Source organism: Janthinobacterium sp. GW821-FHT03C10, assembly GCF_059420865.1.
The window spans coordinates 148,050-166,342 of sequence record NZ_JBWKUN010000006.1 but is presented as its reverse complement, the minus strand read 5'-3'; the positions used below and the strand labels follow the sequence as shown (position 1 = coordinate 166,342).

The window sequence follows — 18,293 nt, the reverse complement described above, 5'->3', positions numbered from 1 at the left end:
CACGGCAGTACCCACTCAACCCCACTCTTCATGGATGACATCATGACCAATCCGAAACTGGAAGTCCTTACCCCCGACAATTGCCAGATCATCTTCATCGACCAGCAGCCGCAAATGGCGTTCGGCGTGCAGTCGATGGACCGCCAGGCGCTGAAAAACAATACCGTGGGCCTGGCCAAGGCCGCCAAGGTGTTCAACATCCCCACCATCATCACCACGGTGGAAACGGAAAGCTTCTCCGGCCACACCTATCCGGAACTGCTGGACGTCTTTCCGGGCAAGGATATCCTCGAGCGCAGCTCGATGAATTCGTGGGATGACCAGAAGGTGCGCGATGCGCTGGCCGCCAACGGCAAGAAAAAAGTCGTCGTCTCGGGCCTGTGGACGGAAGTGTGCAACAACAGCTTCGCCCTGTGCGCGATGCTCGAAGGCGATTACGAGATCTACATGGTGGCCGATGCATCGGGCGGCACCTCGAAGGAAGCGCACGACTACGCCATGCAGCGCATGATCCAGGCCGGCGTGGTGCCCGTGACGTGGCAGCAGGTGCTGCTGGAATGGCAGCGCGACTGGGCCCACAAGGCGACCTATGACGCCGTCATGGCCATCGTGCGCGAACATTCGGGCGCCTACGGCATGGGCGTCGATTACGCCTACACGATGGTGCACAAGGCGCCGCAGCGCATCCATGGCGAACACGCCACCCTGGCGCCGGTGCCGGCCAAATAAACGCCGCGCGGCCATGCCATGCGCCGCGCGCCTGACCGCGCGCGGCGTTTTTTTCATCGAAAGGAATGCGCCATGAAGTTATATGTGATTTCGCTGGCCGTGGGCTTGCTGGTTGGCATCATCTACGCCGTCCTGCAGGTACGTTCGCCGGCGCCGCCAGCCATTGCCCTGATCGGCCTGCTGGGCATGCTGATCGGCGAACAGATCGTCCCCAGCGTCAAGCGCCTGATGGCGGGCGAAGCCGTGACGGTGTCGTGGCTGCGCAGCGAATGCGTGCCGAAGATCAGCGGCGTGGAAGCCAAGCCGGCATTGGCCAAGGCCCAGTCGCAGCAGCAGGACGACGGCGCCGCCTGAACCCCGCCTGCCGAGTCAAAACGCTAGAACGCGCCCAGCAAGCCGCGCCGGGCGGCCACCGTGGCCGCCTCGGTGCGGCTTGATACGTTGAGCTTGGTCAAAATATTATTTACATGAAATTTGACGGTGCCCACCTCGATGCCGGCGCTGCGCGCGATCATCTTGTTGCTCTTGCCCGCAGACAGGTGCAGCAGGATGTCGTGCTCGCGTTTCGACAGGCGGTTCGCCTCGATGCGGCCTGCCTGCTGCGCCGCCAGTTCCGGCGGCAGGTAGTGCCTGCCGGCGGCCACCTGGCCGATGCACTGCGTCAGTTGCAGGAAGCCGGCATCCTTCAGCAGGTAGCCGCGCGCGCCGGCGCGCAGGGCCCGGTGCACGCTGTCCTCGCCCTGGTAGGTGGTGAGGATGACGATCTTCGCTTGCGCATCGTCCGCGCAGATGCGCTCGATCGCCTCGACGCCATGCATTTCCGGCATGTTCAAATCCATCAGCACCACGTCGGGCCGCAGCTCCCGGTACAGCGCCACGGCGGCTCGGCCCGTGCCGGCCTGGCCCAATAAGCGCAAGCCGGGCAGTGACGCGATCAGCGAGGCCAGGCCGGCCAGGATCAGCGGGTGGTCGTCGGCGATCAGCAGCGAGATAGGGGTGTCGTCGTCGCGGAGCATGTGCATGCTTGTGCTCATGGTGCTGGCAGGGTGAAGTGGAAGACGCTGCCGTGCGGCGCGCCGGGCGCATGCCACAGGCGGCCGCCATGCGCGTCGAGGATGCGGCGGCAGATGGCCAGGCCCATGCCCATGCCGTCCGGCTTGCTGGAATAACGGGCGTGGTACAGGCGGGCGGCCGCCTGCGGCGCGATGCCCGCGCCATTGTCGGCGATGCTGAAATGCTGCACGCTTCCATCCAGGTGCGAGGACAGCAGCACCGTGCGCGGCCGGCCGCTGGTGCCCTGCAGGGCCTCGATGGCGTTCATCAGCAGGTTCAGGACGACTTGCCTGAATTGCACCGGGTCGGCATGCAGCAGCGGGCGGCCCGGCGCCAGCCGCGTTTGCAGGTCGATGGCGTGGCGCAGCAGCGGCGCGCGCAGCAGCGGCAGCAACTCCTGCACGGCGTCGTCGGCGACAAAATGCGCGTGGCTGCCCGGCGCATGGCAGGCCAGGCCATGCACGCTGCGCAGCACGGCGCTGGCATGGCTGCCGGCGCTGGCGACCAGGGCCAGCGCCGCGCGCGCTTCATCGAGGCGGGGCGGATCGTGGTCGAGCCAGCGCAAGGCGGCATCGGCGTTGAGCGCGATGGCCGCCAGCGGCTGGCGCACCTCGTGCGCGACCGATGCGGCAAATTCGCCCATGCCGCTCATGCCGCTCATGCGCTGTGCCTGCGCCAGGCCGGGGTCTTGTTGCTGAGGTAAAGAATGCATGCTGGCCATCGCCGTGCTCCTGTGCTGTCGCGGCGTATGCCGCATTGCAACAAGTATGCATGGCATCGTCGCCAGGGCACTTATACGAATGGGGGAGGCGGACGGTTTTTTTGCAAGGCAGGGGCAGGAAACACCGCCGGGCGGGCCGGCGGTGCGGGAAGCAAAGAGCGGATCAGGACTTGATAAAGGCCAGCAAGTCTTCGTTCAGGCGGTCCTTGTGGGTGGCCGGCAAGCCGTGCGGCGCGCCTTCATAGATGACCAGCTTGGCGTTCTTGATGAGCTTGGCAGCAGCCTTGCCGGAAGCGTCGATCGGCACGATCTGGTCGTCGCCGCCGTGCACCACCAGGGTCGGCACGGAGACTTTCTTCAGGTCGGCCGTGAAGTCCGTCTCGGAAAACTGCTTGATGCAATCGTAGGCGTTCTTGATGCCGCACTGCATGCCCTGCAGCCAGAAAGTGTCGCGCATGCCTTGCGACACCTTGTTGCCGGGACGGTTGGCGCCGAAGAACGGCACGGTCAGGTCCTTGAAGAATTGCGAACGGTCGGCCAGCACGCCGGCGCGGATGCCGTCGAAGACGGACATCGGCAAGCCGCCGGGATTGGTGTCCGACTTGACCATCTGCGGCGGCACGGCGCCCACCAGCACGGCCTTGGCCACGCGCTTTTCGCCATGGCGGCCGATATAGCGCGCCACTTCGCCGCCGCCCGTCGAATGGCCGACCAGGGTCGCGCCCTTGATGTCGAGCGCGTCAAGCAGGGTGGCCAGGTCGTCGGCGTAGGTATCCATGTCATTGCCCTGCCATGGCTGGCTGGACAGGCCATGGCCGCGGCGGTCGTGCGCGATCACGCGGTAGCCGTGGCTGGCCAGGAACATCATCTGGTCTTCCCAGGCGTCGCCCTGCAAGGGCCAGCCGTGGCTGAAGACGACGGGCGTGCCCGTGCCCCAGTCCTTGAAATGGATGACGGTGCCGTCCTTGACGGTGACCTTGTTGACGGTGAGCTTGCCCGGCGCGGCGGCGGCAGCGGCAGCGGCAGGCTTGGCGGCGGCGCTGGCGCCACCGGCGGCCAGCAGGCCCGCGCCGGCGGCGACACCGGCGACGCTGACGAGCAGCTTGCGGCGGGAGTTGACTTCTTCGGCTTCGATTTTCTTCGACATGATGCTTTCCTTCGGGGATGGGGGAGGGGCCGCTTAGGGCCTGGACCAGTGATGGCAGCGGCCAGTCTAGGCCTTCGCGCGCGCCGGCGCCTCTGCCAAAAGACCAGTCGCGCCGGGTCTCCCTCCTGCCTATGATGGCTGGCGGCGGCGCGCCGCGCCGCCTGCCTTTCCCACTGGAGCGAACATGAAGAAACACTGGATGGCGGCGCTGGCCGGCCCCTTCTTACCCGATGCCGGCCTGCTGTTTGCGCGCGTGGCGGGCGCGCTGCTGGTGCTGCACGTGCACGGCTTGCCCAAGCTGCTGCATTTTTCCGAGGAACTGGCGCACATCGACGACCCGCTGCACCTGGGCCGCGCCGCCACCCTGTACTGCGCCCTGTTCGCGGAAATCCTCTGCCCGCTGCTGGTCGCCGCCGGTCTGCTGACGCGCCTGGCCTGCCTGCCCCTGCTGTTCCTGCTGGGCGTGTCGATGCTGCTCGTGCACCCGGACTGGAGCATCGCCGACGGCCAGTTCGGCTGGCTGCTGATCATCGTCTTCGGCACCATTGCCATCAGTGGCGCGGGACGCTATTCGCTCGATGCGCGGTTGCGGGCGTAAGCGGTGATGTCAACGATGTGTCGGGTTACGCTCCGCTAACCCGACCTACGCCTAAATAACACCATTTCACCCCGATCCCCGTCCGCCCCACCAGGCCGGCGGGGATTGTTATTTCCATCAGGAATTTAAGTCTGTGCTTCAACGTGTGGCACCGCACGGTGGCGGGCGGCGGGCGCGGTTAAGGTGGTGCCAACAGCTTGCTGCTGATCCAGCATTTGATATGGCTCAGCCCGGCAGCGTTTAGCCGCTTCTTTTTTCCGGAAGCGAGGAGAATCATGATTCGGTCACGGCATCGAGCATGGTTGATTTATTCACCTTTGAAGGAAACCATCATGAACGCGATTGAAAAAACCAGCTCCGAGATGAACGGCACCGCCCAGGATACCCGCCAGGATCTGCACCGCACCATCGACAAGGTGGCGAGCCAGGCCCAGCCCCTGGCCGACAAGGTCGCCACGCGCGCCCATGACGGCGTGGACCAGGTGGGCGACCGCATCGAGCAGGTCAGCGACACCGTCAGCAAGGCCTCGGAACGCCTGATGGCGCGCGGCAAGCAGTTGGGCGCCGCCTGCCAGCGCGCCGGCGAAACGGGCCGCGGCTATGTGCGCGAACGCCCGGCCGTGTCCCTGCTGATTGCGGCGGCGGCCGGTTATGGCCTGTCGAAGCTGCTGGGTTCGCGCAAATAAGTTTTACGCTTTCCTGGAAGTATTTGTCGTGGGCGCTGGCCCGGTCTGCCCTCATGGCGGGCCGGAGCGGCGCCCACGCGCACAAGGTAGTAGCAGGCAGTAAAGGAGAGTGATGATGCGCTCCATTTTGTTGTGGTTGATTGGCATTCCTATTCCCATCATTATTTTGATTGCCCTGTTCGTGCGCTGAATGAGGGAGTTGTAGCGTTCTCCCGGGGCAAACTACTCACAGGAGACGTAATGGCTACCAATAAAAAAACGCCGTCCACGGACGGTGCGGGTTCCGTTTTGAGCAGCATGTCCGGACCATCCGACGGCGATGCGCCGCACAGCTTGGGCGCGGACAATGACGTGACCCGCGCGCTGCTGCAAAAGACGGCCGCCGGCCAGCAGCTGTCCGCCGCCATGGCCGATAATCCCAAGGAAGCCGGCCAGTATGGCGAGGCGGCGCGCACGCCGGCCGAAGGCGTGCATGTGGCGGCCGGCGAAGCGCTGGCCACGGCCAGCACCACGGGCGAAACGCTGGCGTCGCCGAAGACGGGCGATGGCCAGCCCGCGCTGGGCGAGAATGCGCGTAACGCCTCGCTCGACGGCGCCCGCAGCGACGACAGCGGCTGCGTGCTGACGACCAACCAGGGCGTGCCCGTGGGCGACAACCAGAACTCGCTGAAGGCGGGTTTGCGCGGCCCCACGCTGATGGAAGATTTTATCCTGCGTGAAAAACTCACGCATTTCGACCATGAGCGCATCCCCGAGCGCGTCGTGCATGCGCGCGGCTCGGCCGCCCACGGCTATTTCGAATGCTACAAGGAACAAGGCAAGCTGACGCGCGCCGCGCCGTTCGCCAAGGCGGGCAAGCGCACGCCCGTCTTCGTGCGCTTTTCCACGGTGGCCGGCGAGCGCGGTTCGACCGACACGGCGCGCGACGTGCGCGGCTTCGCCGTGAAGTTCTATACGGACGAAGGCAACTGGGACCTGGTCGGCAACAACATCCCCGTCTTCTTCATCCAGGACGCGATGAAATTCCCCGACCTGATCCACGCCGTCAAGCCCGAGCCGCACAATGGCATGCCGCAGGCAGCCAGCGCGCATGACACCTTCTGGGACTTCGCCTCGCTGTCGCCGGAAATCACGCACATGCTGATGTGGGCCATGTCCGACCGCGCCATCCCGCGCAGCTACCGCATGATGCAGGGCTTCGGCGTGCACACCTTCCGCCTCGTGAACGCCAAGGGCCAGTCCGTATTCTGCAAATTCCACTGGTCGCCCATGGCGGGCACGCACTCGCTGGTGTGGGACGAAGCCGTCAAGCTCAGCGGCGCCGATTCCGATTTCCACCGGCGCGACCTGTGGGAAGCCATCGAGTGCGGCGAATATCCCGAATACGAGCTGTCCTTCCAGGTCTTCACGGAAGCGCAGGCCGAGGCGTTTGCCTTCGACGTGCTCGACCCCACCAAGCTGATTCCCGAGGAACTGGTGCCGCTGGTCCCCGTCGGAAAAATGGTCTTGAACCGCAATCCCGACAATTTTTTTGCCGAGACGGAGCAGGTGGCCTTTTGCACGGCGCACATCGTGCCCGGCATCGATTTTTCCAACGACCCGCTGCTGCAGGGGCGCATCCACTCGTATGTCGACACGCAGATCACGCGCCTGGGCGGCGCCAACTTCCATGAAATCCCCATCAACTCTCCGCTGGCGCCCGTGCACAACAACCAGCGCGACGGCATCCACCGCCAGGCCATCAACCGGGGCCGGGTCGCCTACGAGCCCAATTCGCTGGCGGGCGGCTGTCCGTTCCAGGCGGGCGCGAAGGGGTTCAACAGTTTTCCCGCGCCCACCGAAGGCGACAAGGTGCGCGGCAAGCCCGAGAAATTCGCCGAGCACTATGGCCAGGCGCGTCTGTTCTGGATCAGCCAGACGCCGGTCGAGCAAGACCATATCGTGCATGCGTTCCGCTTTGAACTGAGCAAGGTGCAGACGGTGGCGATCCGCAAGCGCATCGTCGCCATGTTGCGCAACGTCGACGAGACCCTGGCGCAGCGCCTGGCCGATGCGCTGGGCCTGGCGCTGCCGCCCGTCATGCCGCCCGTGTCCATGCTGCCGATTCCCACGTATCCGCCGTCGCCGTCGCTGTCGCTCTTTTTCCGTCCCGGCAAGACGGGCATCCATACCCTGCGCGTGGCCATCCTCGTGGGGCCGGGCAGCGATGGCGCGCAGGTGCGCAGCATCTATGCTTCGCTGCTGGCCGACGGCGCCGTGCCGCGCCTGGTGGGCAGCCACCTGGGGAAAGTCGACACGAGCGGCGGCGCGCCGCTCGACGTGGAAATCTCGCTCGAAACGGGACCGTCCGTGCTGTTCGACGCCGTCGTGGTTCCGGATGGCCAGGGCGCCGTGCAGCAGCTGGGCAGCGACGCCAACGCGCTCGACTTCCTGCGCCTGCAGTATCGCCACTGCAAGCCGATGCTGGCCATCGGCGCCGGCAAGGGCTTGCTGGACAAGGCCGGCGTGCCGACGACCCTGCCCGATGGCAAGCCGGACCCCGCCATCATCGTCGTGCCGGCGGGCGACGTGGTGAAAGGCGTGGCGGCCTTTAAAAAGGCACTGGCCGCGCACCGGGCGTTTGCGCGCGAAACGGATCCGCCCCGCGTGTGATGCCCGCTTGAGCGTCAGCGGGGCAGGCCTGGCTTGCCCCGCTGACGTCATGGTGCGCAACTTCGCGCAACAATGTAAACAATAAAAACGTCCTGCGATGATATGCTGCTGACTAGAACTGTTCATTTGCAACTATTTCTATCACTGCAGCAAAGAACGGCTTCAGCAAACCGGATCGCGATTACCGCATGGACAAGTACACACCTCGCACCTGGGGGCCGGGCGAACGCCCGACCTTGCCCGGGTCGCCATCGATGCCCGAGCATTCGACGCCCAAGCGTGTCGCGTATTTCATCGTCGGCCTGATCGTCGCGCTGACGGGGGGACTCGGCAACGGCCTGGTGACGGCCAATCTGCTGAACCTGCAAGGCTCCCTGGCCGCCTATGCCTACCAGATGCAGTGGCTGCCGGCCGCCTACGTGATGACCATCGTCTCCATGAATCTGCTGCTGGTGAAGTTCCGCCAGCAGTTCGGCCTGCGCCTGTTTACGGAAGCGTTCCTGGTGCTGTATGCGCTCGTCACCTTCGCCCACCTGTATGCGAATACCTTGCCGTCGGCCATCGCCGTGCGCGCCGCGCATGGCATGGTGGGCGGTGCGCTGGGCGTGCTGGGGCTGTACTACACCTTGCAGGCGTTTCCCGCGCGGCACCGCCTGAAGGGCGTGGTGCTGGGCCTGGGCTTTGCCCAGCTGGCCTTGCCCCTGGCGCGCATCTTCACATCCGAACTGCTGCAGATCGGCGAATGGCACGGCCTGTACCTGTTCGAGCTGGGGCTGGCCCTGCTGGCGCTGGGCTGCGTGCTGGCCCTGAAACTGCCGCCCGGCGACCGCGTGCAGACCTTCGAGCCGCTCGATTTCCTCACCTTTATGTTGTTCGCGCCCGGCGTGGCCCTGCTGTGCGCTGTGCTGGCGCAGGGACGCACGGCGTGGTGGATGGAATCGGAGTGGGTGGGCGTCTGCCTGGCGGCTTCCATCGTGCTGATCGCCGCCGCGCTGGCCATCGAGCATAACCGCGCGCGCCCGCTGCTCAACACGCGCTGGCTCACCACGGGCAAGATCGCCAAGCTGTTTTTATCTGTGCTGCTGTTTCGCATCGTGCTGTCCGAATCGACGGGCGCCGTGGGCTTCCTGCAGGCGCTGGGCCTGAACACGGATCAGATGCAGAACCTGTTCGTCGTGGTCCTGCTGGGCAGCGTGGCGGGCCTGGTGGTCAGCGCGCTGACGATCAATCCGGCGACCTTGCACCGCTCGCTGATGTTCGCGCTGCTGCTGATCGCTGCCGGCGCGCTCATCGACGCGCACGCCACCAGCCAGACGCGCCCCGTCAACATGTATGTCAGCCAGTTCCTGCTGGCCTTTGGCGGCACGTATTTCCTTGGTCCCACCATGGTGGCCGGCATGGGCGCCGTGATCGCCGAACCGCGCAACCTGGTGAGCTTTTCCGTGATGTTTACCATGACGCAGAACCTGGGCGGCTTGCTCGGGTCGGCCATCGTCGGCACCATCCAGACGGCGCGCGAAAAATACCATTCCAGCTACCTGGTCGAGCACCTCACCATGCTCGACCCGCAGGTGGCCGCGCGCGTGCAGTCCGGAGCCGCAAGCTATGGCGGCGTCCTGACGGACCCGGCCCTGCGCAGCGCCCAGGGCGTGGCCCGCCTGGGCGCCGTCGCCACGCGCGAAGCCAATGTGCTGGCCTACAACGACGTCTTTTTGATGATCGCCGGCGTCGCCATCGCCACCCTGATCTGGATGCTGGTCGGCCAGTCCTGGACCCGCATCACCACCGGCGCGCGCCGCCTGGTCGGCCCCGTGCGCGATGCGCAGACGGCCATGGCCATCGTCCCCATTACCAATTCGGAACCGAGCAATGACAGAAAATAACACCACGCCGCCAGTACCGACCCCTGCACCGACGCCAGTTGCGCCAGCGCCCGCGGCCAGCAGTACGCCGCCGCAGCCGGACCGGCGTCACCAGTGGCTGTCCGCGCTGGCCTTTGCCGCCGTGGCCCTGGTGGGCGTGCTGATCGTGCTGTATGCGTGGCGTCTGCCGCCGTTCACCAGTCCCATCGTGACGACGGAAAACGCCACCGTGCGGGGGCAGGTGACCATCATCGGCACGCAGCTGTCGGGCTATGTGGTGGAAGTGACGGTGCAGGACTTCATGGACGTCAAGGAAGGCCAGCTGCTGGTGCGCATCGACGACCGCATCTACCAGCAGCGCTACGAGCAGGCGCAGGCCCAGCTGGCGGCGCAGCAGGCGGCCCTGTCGAACTGGGCGCAGCAGAAGGCCAGCGCGCAGGCGGGCATTTCCGTCAGCGAGGCGGCGCTGGCCAACGCGGAAGCGCAGGCGAGCAAGGCCAGCGCCGACCTCCATCGTGTGGAGCAGCTGGTGGCGGACGGCTCGCTGTCTCAGCGCGAACACGACCAGTCGCGCGCCACGCAGGCGCAGATGGCGGCCGCGCTGGCGCAGGCCAGGGCCAATCTCGACATCGCCCAGCAAAGCGTGCATTCCGTGGTGGTCAACAAGCAGGCGCTGGAGGCCGCCGTGGCGAATGCGCAGGCGGCCGTCAAGGCGGCGAAGATCGACCTCGATAACACGCGCATCGTGGCGCCCTCCGATGGCCAGCTGGGCCAGGTGACGGTGCGCCAGGGTGCCTACGTGAATTCGGGCGCGCAGCTGATGGCGCTGGTGCCGCGCCAGATGTGGGTGATCGCCAATTTCAAGGAAACGCAGATGAACGGCGTGCAGGAAGGGCAAAGCGCCACCTTCCACGTCGATGCGCTCGACGGCGCCGTGCTGACGGGCCAGGTGGAGCGCATTTCGCCGGCCACGGGGTCCGAGTTTTCCGTGCTGCCGGCCGATAACGCGACGGGCAACTACCTCAAAATTGCCCAGCGCATTCCCGTGCGCATCCGCATCGATCCGGGCCAGGCGAATGCGCGCCGGCTCGTGCCCGGCATGTCGGTGGTGGTCAGCGTCGACACGTCGGCCGTGCTGAACGACTCGGCGGACAACCCGGCGCCACCGCCTGCACCGAAGAAGGCCAAGTCATGAAGCGCCGTCACCTGCTGATGGCCGCCGCGCTGGCGCTGGCCGGCTGCGCCGCCAAGGCGCCGCCGCAGCCCGCATCGGCACTGCAGCTGCCTTCCGGCTGGCGCGCGCAAGCCATCGGCGCGCCTGCGGCGGCTGGTGCCCATGTGGAGCAGCTGTGGTGGCAAGCCTTCGGCGACCCCGTCTTGAGCGACCTGGTGGGCGAGGCGCTGGCGCGCAATGGCGACTTGCGCGTGGCGCGCGCCCGGGTGCAGGAATACCGCGCGCGCCTGGCGCAGGCCGACGCGAACCGCGCGCCCAATCTGGCCTTCGACGGTTCGCCCACGCGCACGCGCACCCTGGCGTCCAGCGGCAAACCGTATGTGACGAATGTCTTCCAGGCGGAACTGCAGGCCAGCTATGAAATCGACGTGTGGGGCCGGCTGGCCAGTCTGAGCGATGCGGCCGCCGAGAGCTACCGCGCCGAGCAGGCCAGCCTCGATGCCGCGGCCCTGTCGATCGCCGCCAGCGTGGCGACCAGTTACCTGAACCTGCGGGGACTCGACGCGCAGCTGGCGCTGACGCAATCGACCCTGCAGCTGCGCGAACAGTCGCGCGAGCTGGCGCGCAAGCAGTTCGAGGTGGGCTACAGCTCGCGCCTGGAATGGCTGCAGGCGCAATCGGAATACCATGCGGCGGCCGAGCAGGTGCCGCAGCTGCAGCGGCAGATCTTCGAACAGGAAAACGCGCTGGCCGTCCTCGTCGGCGGCAATCCCGGCCCCATCGCGCGCGGCTTGCCGCTGGCCGAGCTGGCCGCGCCTGGCGTGCCGGCCGGCCTGCCGTCCGAACTGCTGCGCCGGCGGCCCGACATCGCGCGCGCGGAACACAACCTGGCGGCCGCCAATGCCAGCCTGGCCGCCACGCGCGACCAGCTGCTGCCCTCGTTCAAGCTGACGGCCGTGGGCGGCGGGCAAGCGACCACGCTCACCGATTTCCTGCATGCGCCCACGGCCCTGTGGCGCCTGACGGCCCTGGCGGCCGGGCCCCTGTTCGATGGCGGGCGGGTGCAGGCGCAGACGGATGCGGCCGGCGCGCAGCGCGACCAGCTCGTGTACGTGTATGAAAACGTGGTGCGCAACGCCTTCGCCGAAACGGAGAACAGCCTGGGCGCCATCTACCGGCTGCGGCAGCAGGCCGTGGAAAACGACGCGCGCCGCGCCGCGGCGGCGGACACCCTGCGCATCGCGCACAACCGCTACCGCAATGGCTACGCCTCCTACCTGGAGGAACTCGACGCCCAGCGCACCCTGTACAGCGCCGACGTGGGACTGCTGCAACTGAAGACGCGCATCCTTGTCGCTTCCGTCGACCTCTACCGCGCCATGGGCGGCGGCTGGTCGGCCAAGGCGCAATAGGGGCGCGTGTCCGGCGCGGCCGTTCGCCGCCGCCAGTGTAATATTCTGACCAGGGAAAGCGGCGGCATGGTGCCAGCCGCTTCCATCACGAACGAACGAGGTCGCAGCATGACGATTTTTGGCATAGGCATCCACATCCTGATCGCGGTATTTTTTGCGATCCACGTGGTGCGCAACGGGCAGCAGCTGTACTGGCTGCTCATTTTATTCATGTTCCCGCTGCTGGGCAGCGTGGTGTATTTCTTTGCCATCTACCTGCCCAATTCGCGCCTGCCGCAAGGCGCGCGCAAGGTCGCCTCGGTGGCCGTGCAGGTGCTCGACCCGAACCGCGAACTGCGCGAGGCGAAGGCGGCCTTCGAGTACACGCCGACGGCGCAAAACCAGATGCGCCTGGCCAGCGCGCAGCTGGAGGCGGGCGCTGCGCAGGAAGCGGCAGCGACGTACGAAGCCTGCCTGCGGGGAGCGTTTTCATCGGACCTGGAAATTCGCCTGGGCGCTGCGCGCGCCTATCTGGAATGCGCGCGCGGCGCCGAAGCGCTGACGCACCTGGAATTCATCCGCCGCACGGACATCCATTTCCGTCCCGAGATGGTGTCCCTGCTGACGGCGCGCGCGCTGGCGCAAAGCGGGCGACAGCAGGAAGCGAAGGCGGAATTCGACGATGCGCTGACGCGCTACAACAGCTTCGAGTGCCGCGCCGAGTGCGCGATCTGGGCGCTGCAGCAGGGCGACAAGGTGCTGTCGGAGCGCCTGCTGCTCGATATCGACAGCGCCATGGCCCGCTGGAGCAGCCATACGCGTGCCATGTATGCGCCGCTGCTGGCGCGCCTGGAGGCGGCGCGCCGCTGATGGCTTGCCGGTGCCGGCTTACACGCCAGGCACTGGATTCTTCCCTTCAAGCAGTTTGTACCCCTTGCCATCGAAGCCATAGCGCGCGTGGCCGTTCAGGGGCGTGGCGATGCGCGGCGGGTCTTCGTCCGGCTTGAGCGTGACGCCCGGCTTGATTTTTTCGGAGGCGCCCTTGAAATCGATCAGCAAGTCGTCGTAGGCGCCGCCATCGCGCGCAGGCGCGAAGCGCCATTTGCCGTCGACCATCCAGCACTCGTCCGTGTCAGGCCCGCAGGCGCCCATATTGTCCGAATACAGGTCGATGCCGCCATCGATCGCGGTCACCTTGCCATCGCCGATTTCAAACAGGGCCAGTTGGGTGATGGTGTAACCCTGGCCCGTGTAGCCATGGCGTATCGCCAGTCCCGGCTTGTTCGCACCCAGCATGACCCAGTGCACTTCGCCGAGCTGCCCCGACGAGCCGAGTGTGGCGATGTTTTCCAGGCGTTTCACGACTTGCCATTGGCCGTCTTCCGGCTGGCCCTTGGGCGCGAGGAAAAAGACGTTCAACAGGCCCGGCGAGGCATGCGCCGATTCGGCCGTGCCTTCCGTATTCGCCGTTTCCGCATTCGCCACCAGGATGGCGCGCCCATCGGGCAGCAGCTTGTGGCTGACGGCGCTGACGACGTAACTGAGTTTGTCGATGTGGTTGTCCGGATCGGACAGGTCGGCCAGCGCGTCGTCGCTGTCGCCGCGGTAGTCCTTGCCGAAGACGGCGCGCATCATGCCTGCTTCGCGCTCGCGCGCCTGCGGCGTGTTCATCGCTTCCGTCCTGGGCGCGGTGGCGGACGGCGGCGGCACAATGTCGGCCGGCGCCGGTTCGACGGCTGCTGCTGGCGCGTCGGCGGCTTCCTGTGCCGTGGCGGGCGCGGTTTTTTCCGAGCAGGCGCCGAGCAGTGCGGAAGCCATCAGCAGGACGAGCGGGGTGCGGTAATTCATAGGCAGGGCAGATTGCGTTCATGGAGAATGGGCGCAGTATGCCAGATAGACGGAAGCGAGGGAGCGCGGTCTGGCGGCCGGTCCCTCGCTTCCTTGCCCGCAGGGGGCGATTTTGCAATCAGCCTGGCGCTTATTTTTCCAGCGCCACCCTGTCATCGCGCCGCAGCGGCGCCTTCTGGCGGCGCAGTTTCGCCATGCCGCGCTTGAGCAGGTGCTCCAGGTCGTCGATATAGGTGAACACGGCCGGCACCACCAGCAGGCTCAATAAGGTCGAGGTGATCAGGCCGCCGATGACGGTGATGGCCATCGGCGAACGGAAGCTGGGGTCGGCGCCCCAGCCCAGCGCCAGCGGCATCATGCCGGCGCCCATGGCGATCGTCGTCATCAGGATGGGGCGGCTGCGCTTGTGGCAGGCGTCAACCAGCGCATCGAAGCGGTTCATGCCGGCCTGGCGCGCCAGGATCGCATAGTCGACCAGCAGGATCGAGTTCTTGGTGACGATCCCCATCAGCATGATCAGGCCGATCATCGAGGGCATCGACAGGGCGCTGCCCGTGATCAGCAGCGCCACGAAGGCGCCGCCGATCGACAGCGGCAGCGCCGCCAGGATGGTCACCGGCTGCATGAAGTCCTTGAACAGCAGCACCAGCACGCAGTAGATGCACAGCACGCCGATCAGCATGGCCAGGCCGAAGCTGGCGAACAGCGAGGCCATTTCCTGCGCGTCGCCCAGTTCGGCGATCTTCACGGACGGCGGCAGATTCTTCATCGACGGCAGCGCGCGCGCTTCTTCATTCAGTTCACCGAGCGTGCGCGAGCCGAGTTCCACGTCGAGGGTGACGTTGCGGCTGCGGTTCAACCGGTCGATCTGCGCCGGGCCGCTTTCCATCGTCACCGTGGCCACGTTCGCCAGGCGCACGGGGCCATTCTTGCCGGGCACGGTCAGGCGCTCGATGGCGGCCAGGTCGGCGCGCACGCTGTTGGGCAGCTTGACGCGGATCGGCACCTGCCGTTCGGGCAGGTTCATTTTCGTCAGGTCCGTGTCGTAGTCGCCGGCCGTGGCCACGCGCACGGTCTCGCCGATGGCGGCCGCCGTCACGCCCAGGTCGGCCGCCTTGGCGAAATCGGGGCGCACGATGATTTCCGGACGCACCAGCGAGGCGCTGGAATTGACGTTGCCGATGCCTTTCAGGCCGCGCAGCTCGCGCTCGACCTTTTGCGCCGCCGTCGTCAAAGCCACCGGGTCTTCCGAGCGCAGCACCAGCTGCATCTTGACGCCCGTGTCGGGCGGCCCCACCGTGAAGCGGGCGCCGGGGATCGTATCGAGCTTGTGGCGCAGCTGTGTTTCCAGGTCCGCCATCGATTCCTTGCGTTCGGTGCGATGCACGGTGGTCAGGGTCAGCACGGCGCGGCGCGCCTCGGCCGCCGCGCCGGGGGCGAAGGCGTCGCCGCTGGAGCCGCCGCCGATCGAGCTGAAGACGCCCTGGATGCCCGGCGTGCGCATGGCCGCGTCGCGCGCCATGGCTGCCACGGCCTGCGTTTCGCTCAAAGTAGAGCCGGGCGGCAGTTCCAGGTTGATCTGCGTCTGCGCGCGGTCGGCGGCCGGCACGAAACCGGTCGGCAGCAGCGGCACGAGCGCGATGGCACCGACAAAGAACAGGGCCGCGGCGATGGCCGTGATGCCGCGGTGGTTCAGGCACCAGCGCATGACCGTCAGGTAGCGCGTCATCAGCCAGCCATCCTGTTCCTCCTTGTGCGGCAGCGGTTTCAATATGTAGGCCGCCATCATCGGCGTGAGCAGACGCGCCACCACCAGCGAGGCCAGCACGGCCAGCACGGCGGTCCAGCCGAACTGCTTGAAGAACAGGCCGGGAATGCCGCTCATGAAGGCCGTCGGCAGGAACACGGCCACCAGCGCGAAGGTGGTGGCGATCACCGCCATGCCGATTTCATCGGCCGCTTCCATGGCCGCTTCCATGGGCGACTTGCCCATGCGCAGATGGCGCTCGATGTTTTCGATTTCCACGATGGCGTCGTCGACCAGCACGCCGACGACCAGCGCCAGCGACAGCAGGGTGACGGTATTGAGCGTGTAGCCGAACCAGTAGATGCCGAGGAAGGCCGGCATCACGGACAGGGGCAGGGCGGCGGCGGCCACCAGGGTGGCGCGCCAGTCGCGCAGGAACCACCACACCACCAGCACGGCCAGCAGCGCGCCTTCGTACAGCAGCTCCATCGAGCCGTCAAAGTTTTCCTCGACGGGGAAGGCATTGTCGATCGACTGCTGCAGCACCACGTTGGGGTTTTCCTTTTGCAGGTCGGCGATGGCGTCGCGCGCTCCCTTGGCGACGGCCACTTCGCTGGCGCCCTTGGTGCGGAATACCTCGAAGGCGACCACCGTCTTGCCATCCTGCTCGGCCAGCGCGCGCGGTTCGGCAATGGTGTCGCGCACGGTGGCCACCTGGTCCAGGCGCACATGGCGGCCGTCCGGCAGCGGCACTTCCACGCGCGACAATTCATCGGCCGTCTTGACGGTGGCGATGGTGCGCACCGATTGCTCGGCGCCGCTGACGTCGCCCCGGCCGCCCGGCGCTTCGCGCTGCACCAGGCGCAGCTGGCGCGAGACGTCGAGGGCCGAGACCTTCAATGCGGCCATGCGCGCTTCGTCGAGTTCCACCTGGATCTCGCGGTAGACGCCGCCCACGCGGGTGACGGCGCCCACGCCGGGCACGGTCAGGAGGCGCTTGGCCACCGTATTGTCGACGAACCAGGACAGGTCGGGCGCGTCGAGCGGGTTGTCCACGCCCCCTTTCGCCGTGGCGATAAAGGTCAGCACCACGCGCCCGGCCGTGGATGCCTTGGTGACGGTGGGGTCGCGCAGTTCGGCCGGCATGTCCGCCTTGACCCGCGCGACGGCGTCGCGCACGTCGTTGACGGCTTCGGCGATCTGCTTTTCCAGGATGAATTCGACGGTCACCGTGACGACGCCATCGAGCACCTTGGTGTAGATGTTTTTCACGCCTTGCAGGGTGGCGACGGAGTCTTCGATCTTGCGCGCCACTTCCGTTTCCAGCTGGGCCGGCGCGGCGCCGGGCAGCACCGCGCTGACGGTGACGATGGGCAGTTCGATATCGGGGAAATCCTGCACCGGATTGGCCTTGTAGGCCAGCAGACCGGCCAGGGTCAGCAGCGCGAACAGCATGATGGCCGGGATCGGATTCTTGATCGAGAGGGAGGAAAAATTCATGGCCTCTCCTTACTTTTTCGCTGCGGCCGGCTTGGCTGCTGCTGCCACCGGGGATGCCACCGGGTTTTGCACATTCCGTACCAGATCGCCGTCATTGAGGAAGCCGGCGCCGCTGACGACAATCGTCGTGTCGGCCGTGATGCCGCCAAGGATTTCAATGCGGTCGCTCAAGCGCCGTCCGGCCTGCACCTTGATCTGGCTGACCCGCTGGTCGGGATTGAGGCGGAAGACATAGCTGAAGCCATCGCGCACGGCAATCGCCTGCTGCGGCACCGTCAGCGCGCCCGAGGTGCCCAGTTCAAATTCGCCGCTGGCGTACATGCCGGCCTTGAACGGCGCATTGTTGCCCGTGCTGGCCGGCAGGTCCACGTACACGAGGGCGGAACGCGTCTGCGGGTCGACCGTGGGAGCGATCATGCGCACCTTGCCCGTCAACACGCTGCCGTTGGCCGCCTTCACCTGCGCCACGGTGCCCGGCTTCAGGTTCAGCAGTTCGGTGGCCGTCACTTCGGCGCGCCATTCGAGGCGGCTCTGGCGGATCATGCGGAACAATTCCGTGCCGGCGCCGACCACCGATCCCACGGTGGCCGAGCGCGCAGAGATGATGCCGCTGTCGGGCGCCACCACCTGCGTGTATTTCAGGCGCAGCTGCTGCGACGCCAGCTGCGCCTTGGCGGACGCGATGCGCGCGTTGGCCGTCTGTTCGGCCGTCAGGTACTGGCTGATCTGCTGCGCGCTGATGGCGCCCGTGCTTTGCAGCGAGCGGGCGCGCTGCGCGTTGGCGGCCGCCTCGGCCGCATTCGCTTCCGCTTCCAGCACGGCTGCCCTGGCCTGCGCCACGTCGGCGTTCACCGTGTCGTTCGAGAACACGGCCAGCACCTGGCCGGCGCGCACCACGTCGCCGACATTCACGCGTACTTCCGTCAGGCGCAAGCCGTTCGACTCGCTGCCGATGACGGCTTCCTGCCAGGCGGCCACGTTGCCGTTGGCGCTCAGCTTGATGGGCAGGCTGGCCGTCTGCGGTTTGGCCGTGGTGACGGTCAGCGCGGGTTTCTGCGCCGCCTTCTTGTCCTTCGCCTCGTCGGCGGCCGTGGAGGAAGGGGCGTACAGGGTAACGCCCGCGCCCAGCATCACGCAAAGGGCGGCAAGGGCGACTGTCGTGGGTGTCAAAATCGGTTTTTTCAT

At 66.6% G+C, this 18,293-nt stretch carries 15 protein-coding genes; 9 read left to right on the top strand and 6 right to left on the bottom strand.

Annotated features, from left to right (window positions below):
- Window positions 1–42: 42 nt before the first annotated feature.
- Together AC07VH_RS20505 and AC07VH_RS20500 are read left to right on the top strand one after the other, a co-directional pair.
- A complete protein-coding gene (locus tag AC07VH_RS20505; RefSeq protein ID WP_035828118.1) occupies window positions 43–729 on the top strand; it encodes a hydrolase in 687 nt (228 codons plus the stop codon).
- A gap of 72 nt (window positions 730–801) precedes the next feature.
- Complete coding sequence (locus AC07VH_RS20500; RefSeq protein ID WP_070310324.1) at window positions 802–1,083, top strand: XapX domain-containing protein; 282 nt, start codon at window positions 802–804, stop codon at window positions 1,081–1,083.
- A 23-nt stretch (window positions 1,084–1,106) separates the two neighbouring features.
- Here AC07VH_RS20500 and AC07VH_RS20495 read toward each other — a convergent pair whose 3' ends face one another.
- The 3 genes from AC07VH_RS20495 to AC07VH_RS20485 form a co-directional block, all read right to left on the bottom strand.
- Window positions 1,107–1,751 carry a response regulator gene (locus AC07VH_RS20495; RefSeq protein WP_494787820.1) on the bottom strand — a complete coding sequence of 215 codons (645 nt, stop codon included), beginning with the start codon at window positions 1,749–1,751 and terminating at the stop codon, window positions 1,107–1,109.
- Between the two features lie 8 nt (window positions 1,752–1,759).
- Window positions 1,760–2,494: a sensor histidine kinase gene (locus tag AC07VH_RS20490; RefSeq protein ID WP_494787819.1), complete on the bottom strand. Its 735-nt coding sequence runs from the start codon at window positions 2,492–2,494 to the stop codon at window positions 1,760–1,762.
- A gap of 172 nt (window positions 2,495–2,666) precedes the next feature.
- The gene (locus AC07VH_RS20485) at window positions 2,667–3,650 is read right to left on the bottom strand and encodes an alpha/beta fold hydrolase (protein WP_494787818.1); all 984 of its coding nucleotides are present in this window, start codon (window positions 3,648–3,650) and stop codon (window positions 2,667–2,669) included.
- Between the two features lie 184 nt (window positions 3,651–3,834).
- On the opposite strand from AC07VH_RS20485, the gene AC07VH_RS20480 reads away from it, so the two are divergent.
- The 7 genes from AC07VH_RS20480 (at window position 3,835) to AC07VH_RS20450 (ending at window position 12,883) form a co-directional block, all read left to right on the top strand.
- Complete coding sequence (locus AC07VH_RS20480) at window positions 3,835–4,248, top strand: DoxX family protein (RefSeq protein ID WP_494787817.1); 414 nt, start codon at window positions 3,835–3,837, stop codon at window positions 4,246–4,248.
- 332 nt (window positions 4,249–4,580) lie between these two features.
- On the top strand, window positions 4,581–4,934 hold the full coding sequence (locus tag AC07VH_RS20475) for an ElaB/YgaM/YqjD family protein (RefSeq protein ID WP_475414807.1): 354 nt from the start codon (window positions 4,581–4,583) through the stop codon (window positions 4,932–4,934).
- A gap of 240 nt (window positions 4,935–5,174) precedes the next feature.
- Complete coding sequence (locus AC07VH_RS20470; protein WP_494787816.1) at window positions 5,175–7,586, top strand: catalase; 2,412 nt, start codon at window positions 5,175–5,177, stop codon at window positions 7,584–7,586.
- A 188-nt stretch (window positions 7,587–7,774) separates the two neighbouring features.
- Window positions 7,775–9,469: an MFS transporter gene (locus AC07VH_RS20465; RefSeq protein ID WP_494787815.1), complete on the top strand. Its 1,695-nt coding sequence runs from the start codon at window positions 7,775–7,777 to the stop codon at window positions 9,467–9,469.
- The gene (locus AC07VH_RS20460) at window positions 9,456–10,643 is read left to right on the top strand and encodes an HlyD family secretion protein (protein WP_494787814.1); all 1,188 of its coding nucleotides are present in this window, start codon (window positions 9,456–9,458) and stop codon (window positions 10,641–10,643) included. Before AC07VH_RS20465 ends, AC07VH_RS20460 begins: the two co-directional genes overlap by 14 nt.
- Window positions 10,640–12,034, top strand: a complete 1,395-nt coding sequence (locus AC07VH_RS20455) for an efflux transporter outer membrane subunit (protein WP_494787813.1) — start codon at window positions 10,640–10,642, stop codon at window positions 12,032–12,034. Before AC07VH_RS20460 ends, AC07VH_RS20455 begins: the two co-directional genes overlap by 4 nt.
- 108 nt (window positions 12,035–12,142) lie before the next feature.
- The gene (locus AC07VH_RS20450; protein ID WP_475414802.1) at window positions 12,143–12,883 is read left to right on the top strand and encodes a hypothetical protein; all 741 of its coding nucleotides are present in this window, start codon (window positions 12,143–12,145) and stop codon (window positions 12,881–12,883) included.
- Between the two features lie 18 nt (window positions 12,884–12,901).
- Here the strand turns inward: AC07VH_RS20450 and AC07VH_RS20445 are convergent, their stop codons facing one another.
- From AC07VH_RS20445 to AC07VH_RS20435, 3 genes are all read right to left on the bottom strand, one after another.
- Window positions 12,902–13,861, bottom strand: a complete 960-nt coding sequence (locus tag AC07VH_RS20445) for a hypothetical protein (RefSeq protein ID WP_494787812.1) — start codon at window positions 13,859–13,861, stop codon at window positions 12,902–12,904.
- A gap of 130 nt (window positions 13,862–13,991) precedes the next feature.
- Complete coding sequence (locus AC07VH_RS20440; protein ID WP_494787811.1) at window positions 13,992–17,108, bottom strand: efflux RND transporter permease subunit; 3,117 nt, start codon at window positions 17,106–17,108, stop codon at window positions 13,992–13,994.
- A 9-nt stretch (window positions 17,109–17,117) separates the two neighbouring features.
- On the bottom strand, window positions 17,118–18,293 hold the full coding sequence (locus AC07VH_RS20435; RefSeq protein WP_494787810.1) for an efflux RND transporter periplasmic adaptor subunit: 1,176 nt from the start codon (window positions 18,291–18,293) through the stop codon (window positions 17,118–17,120).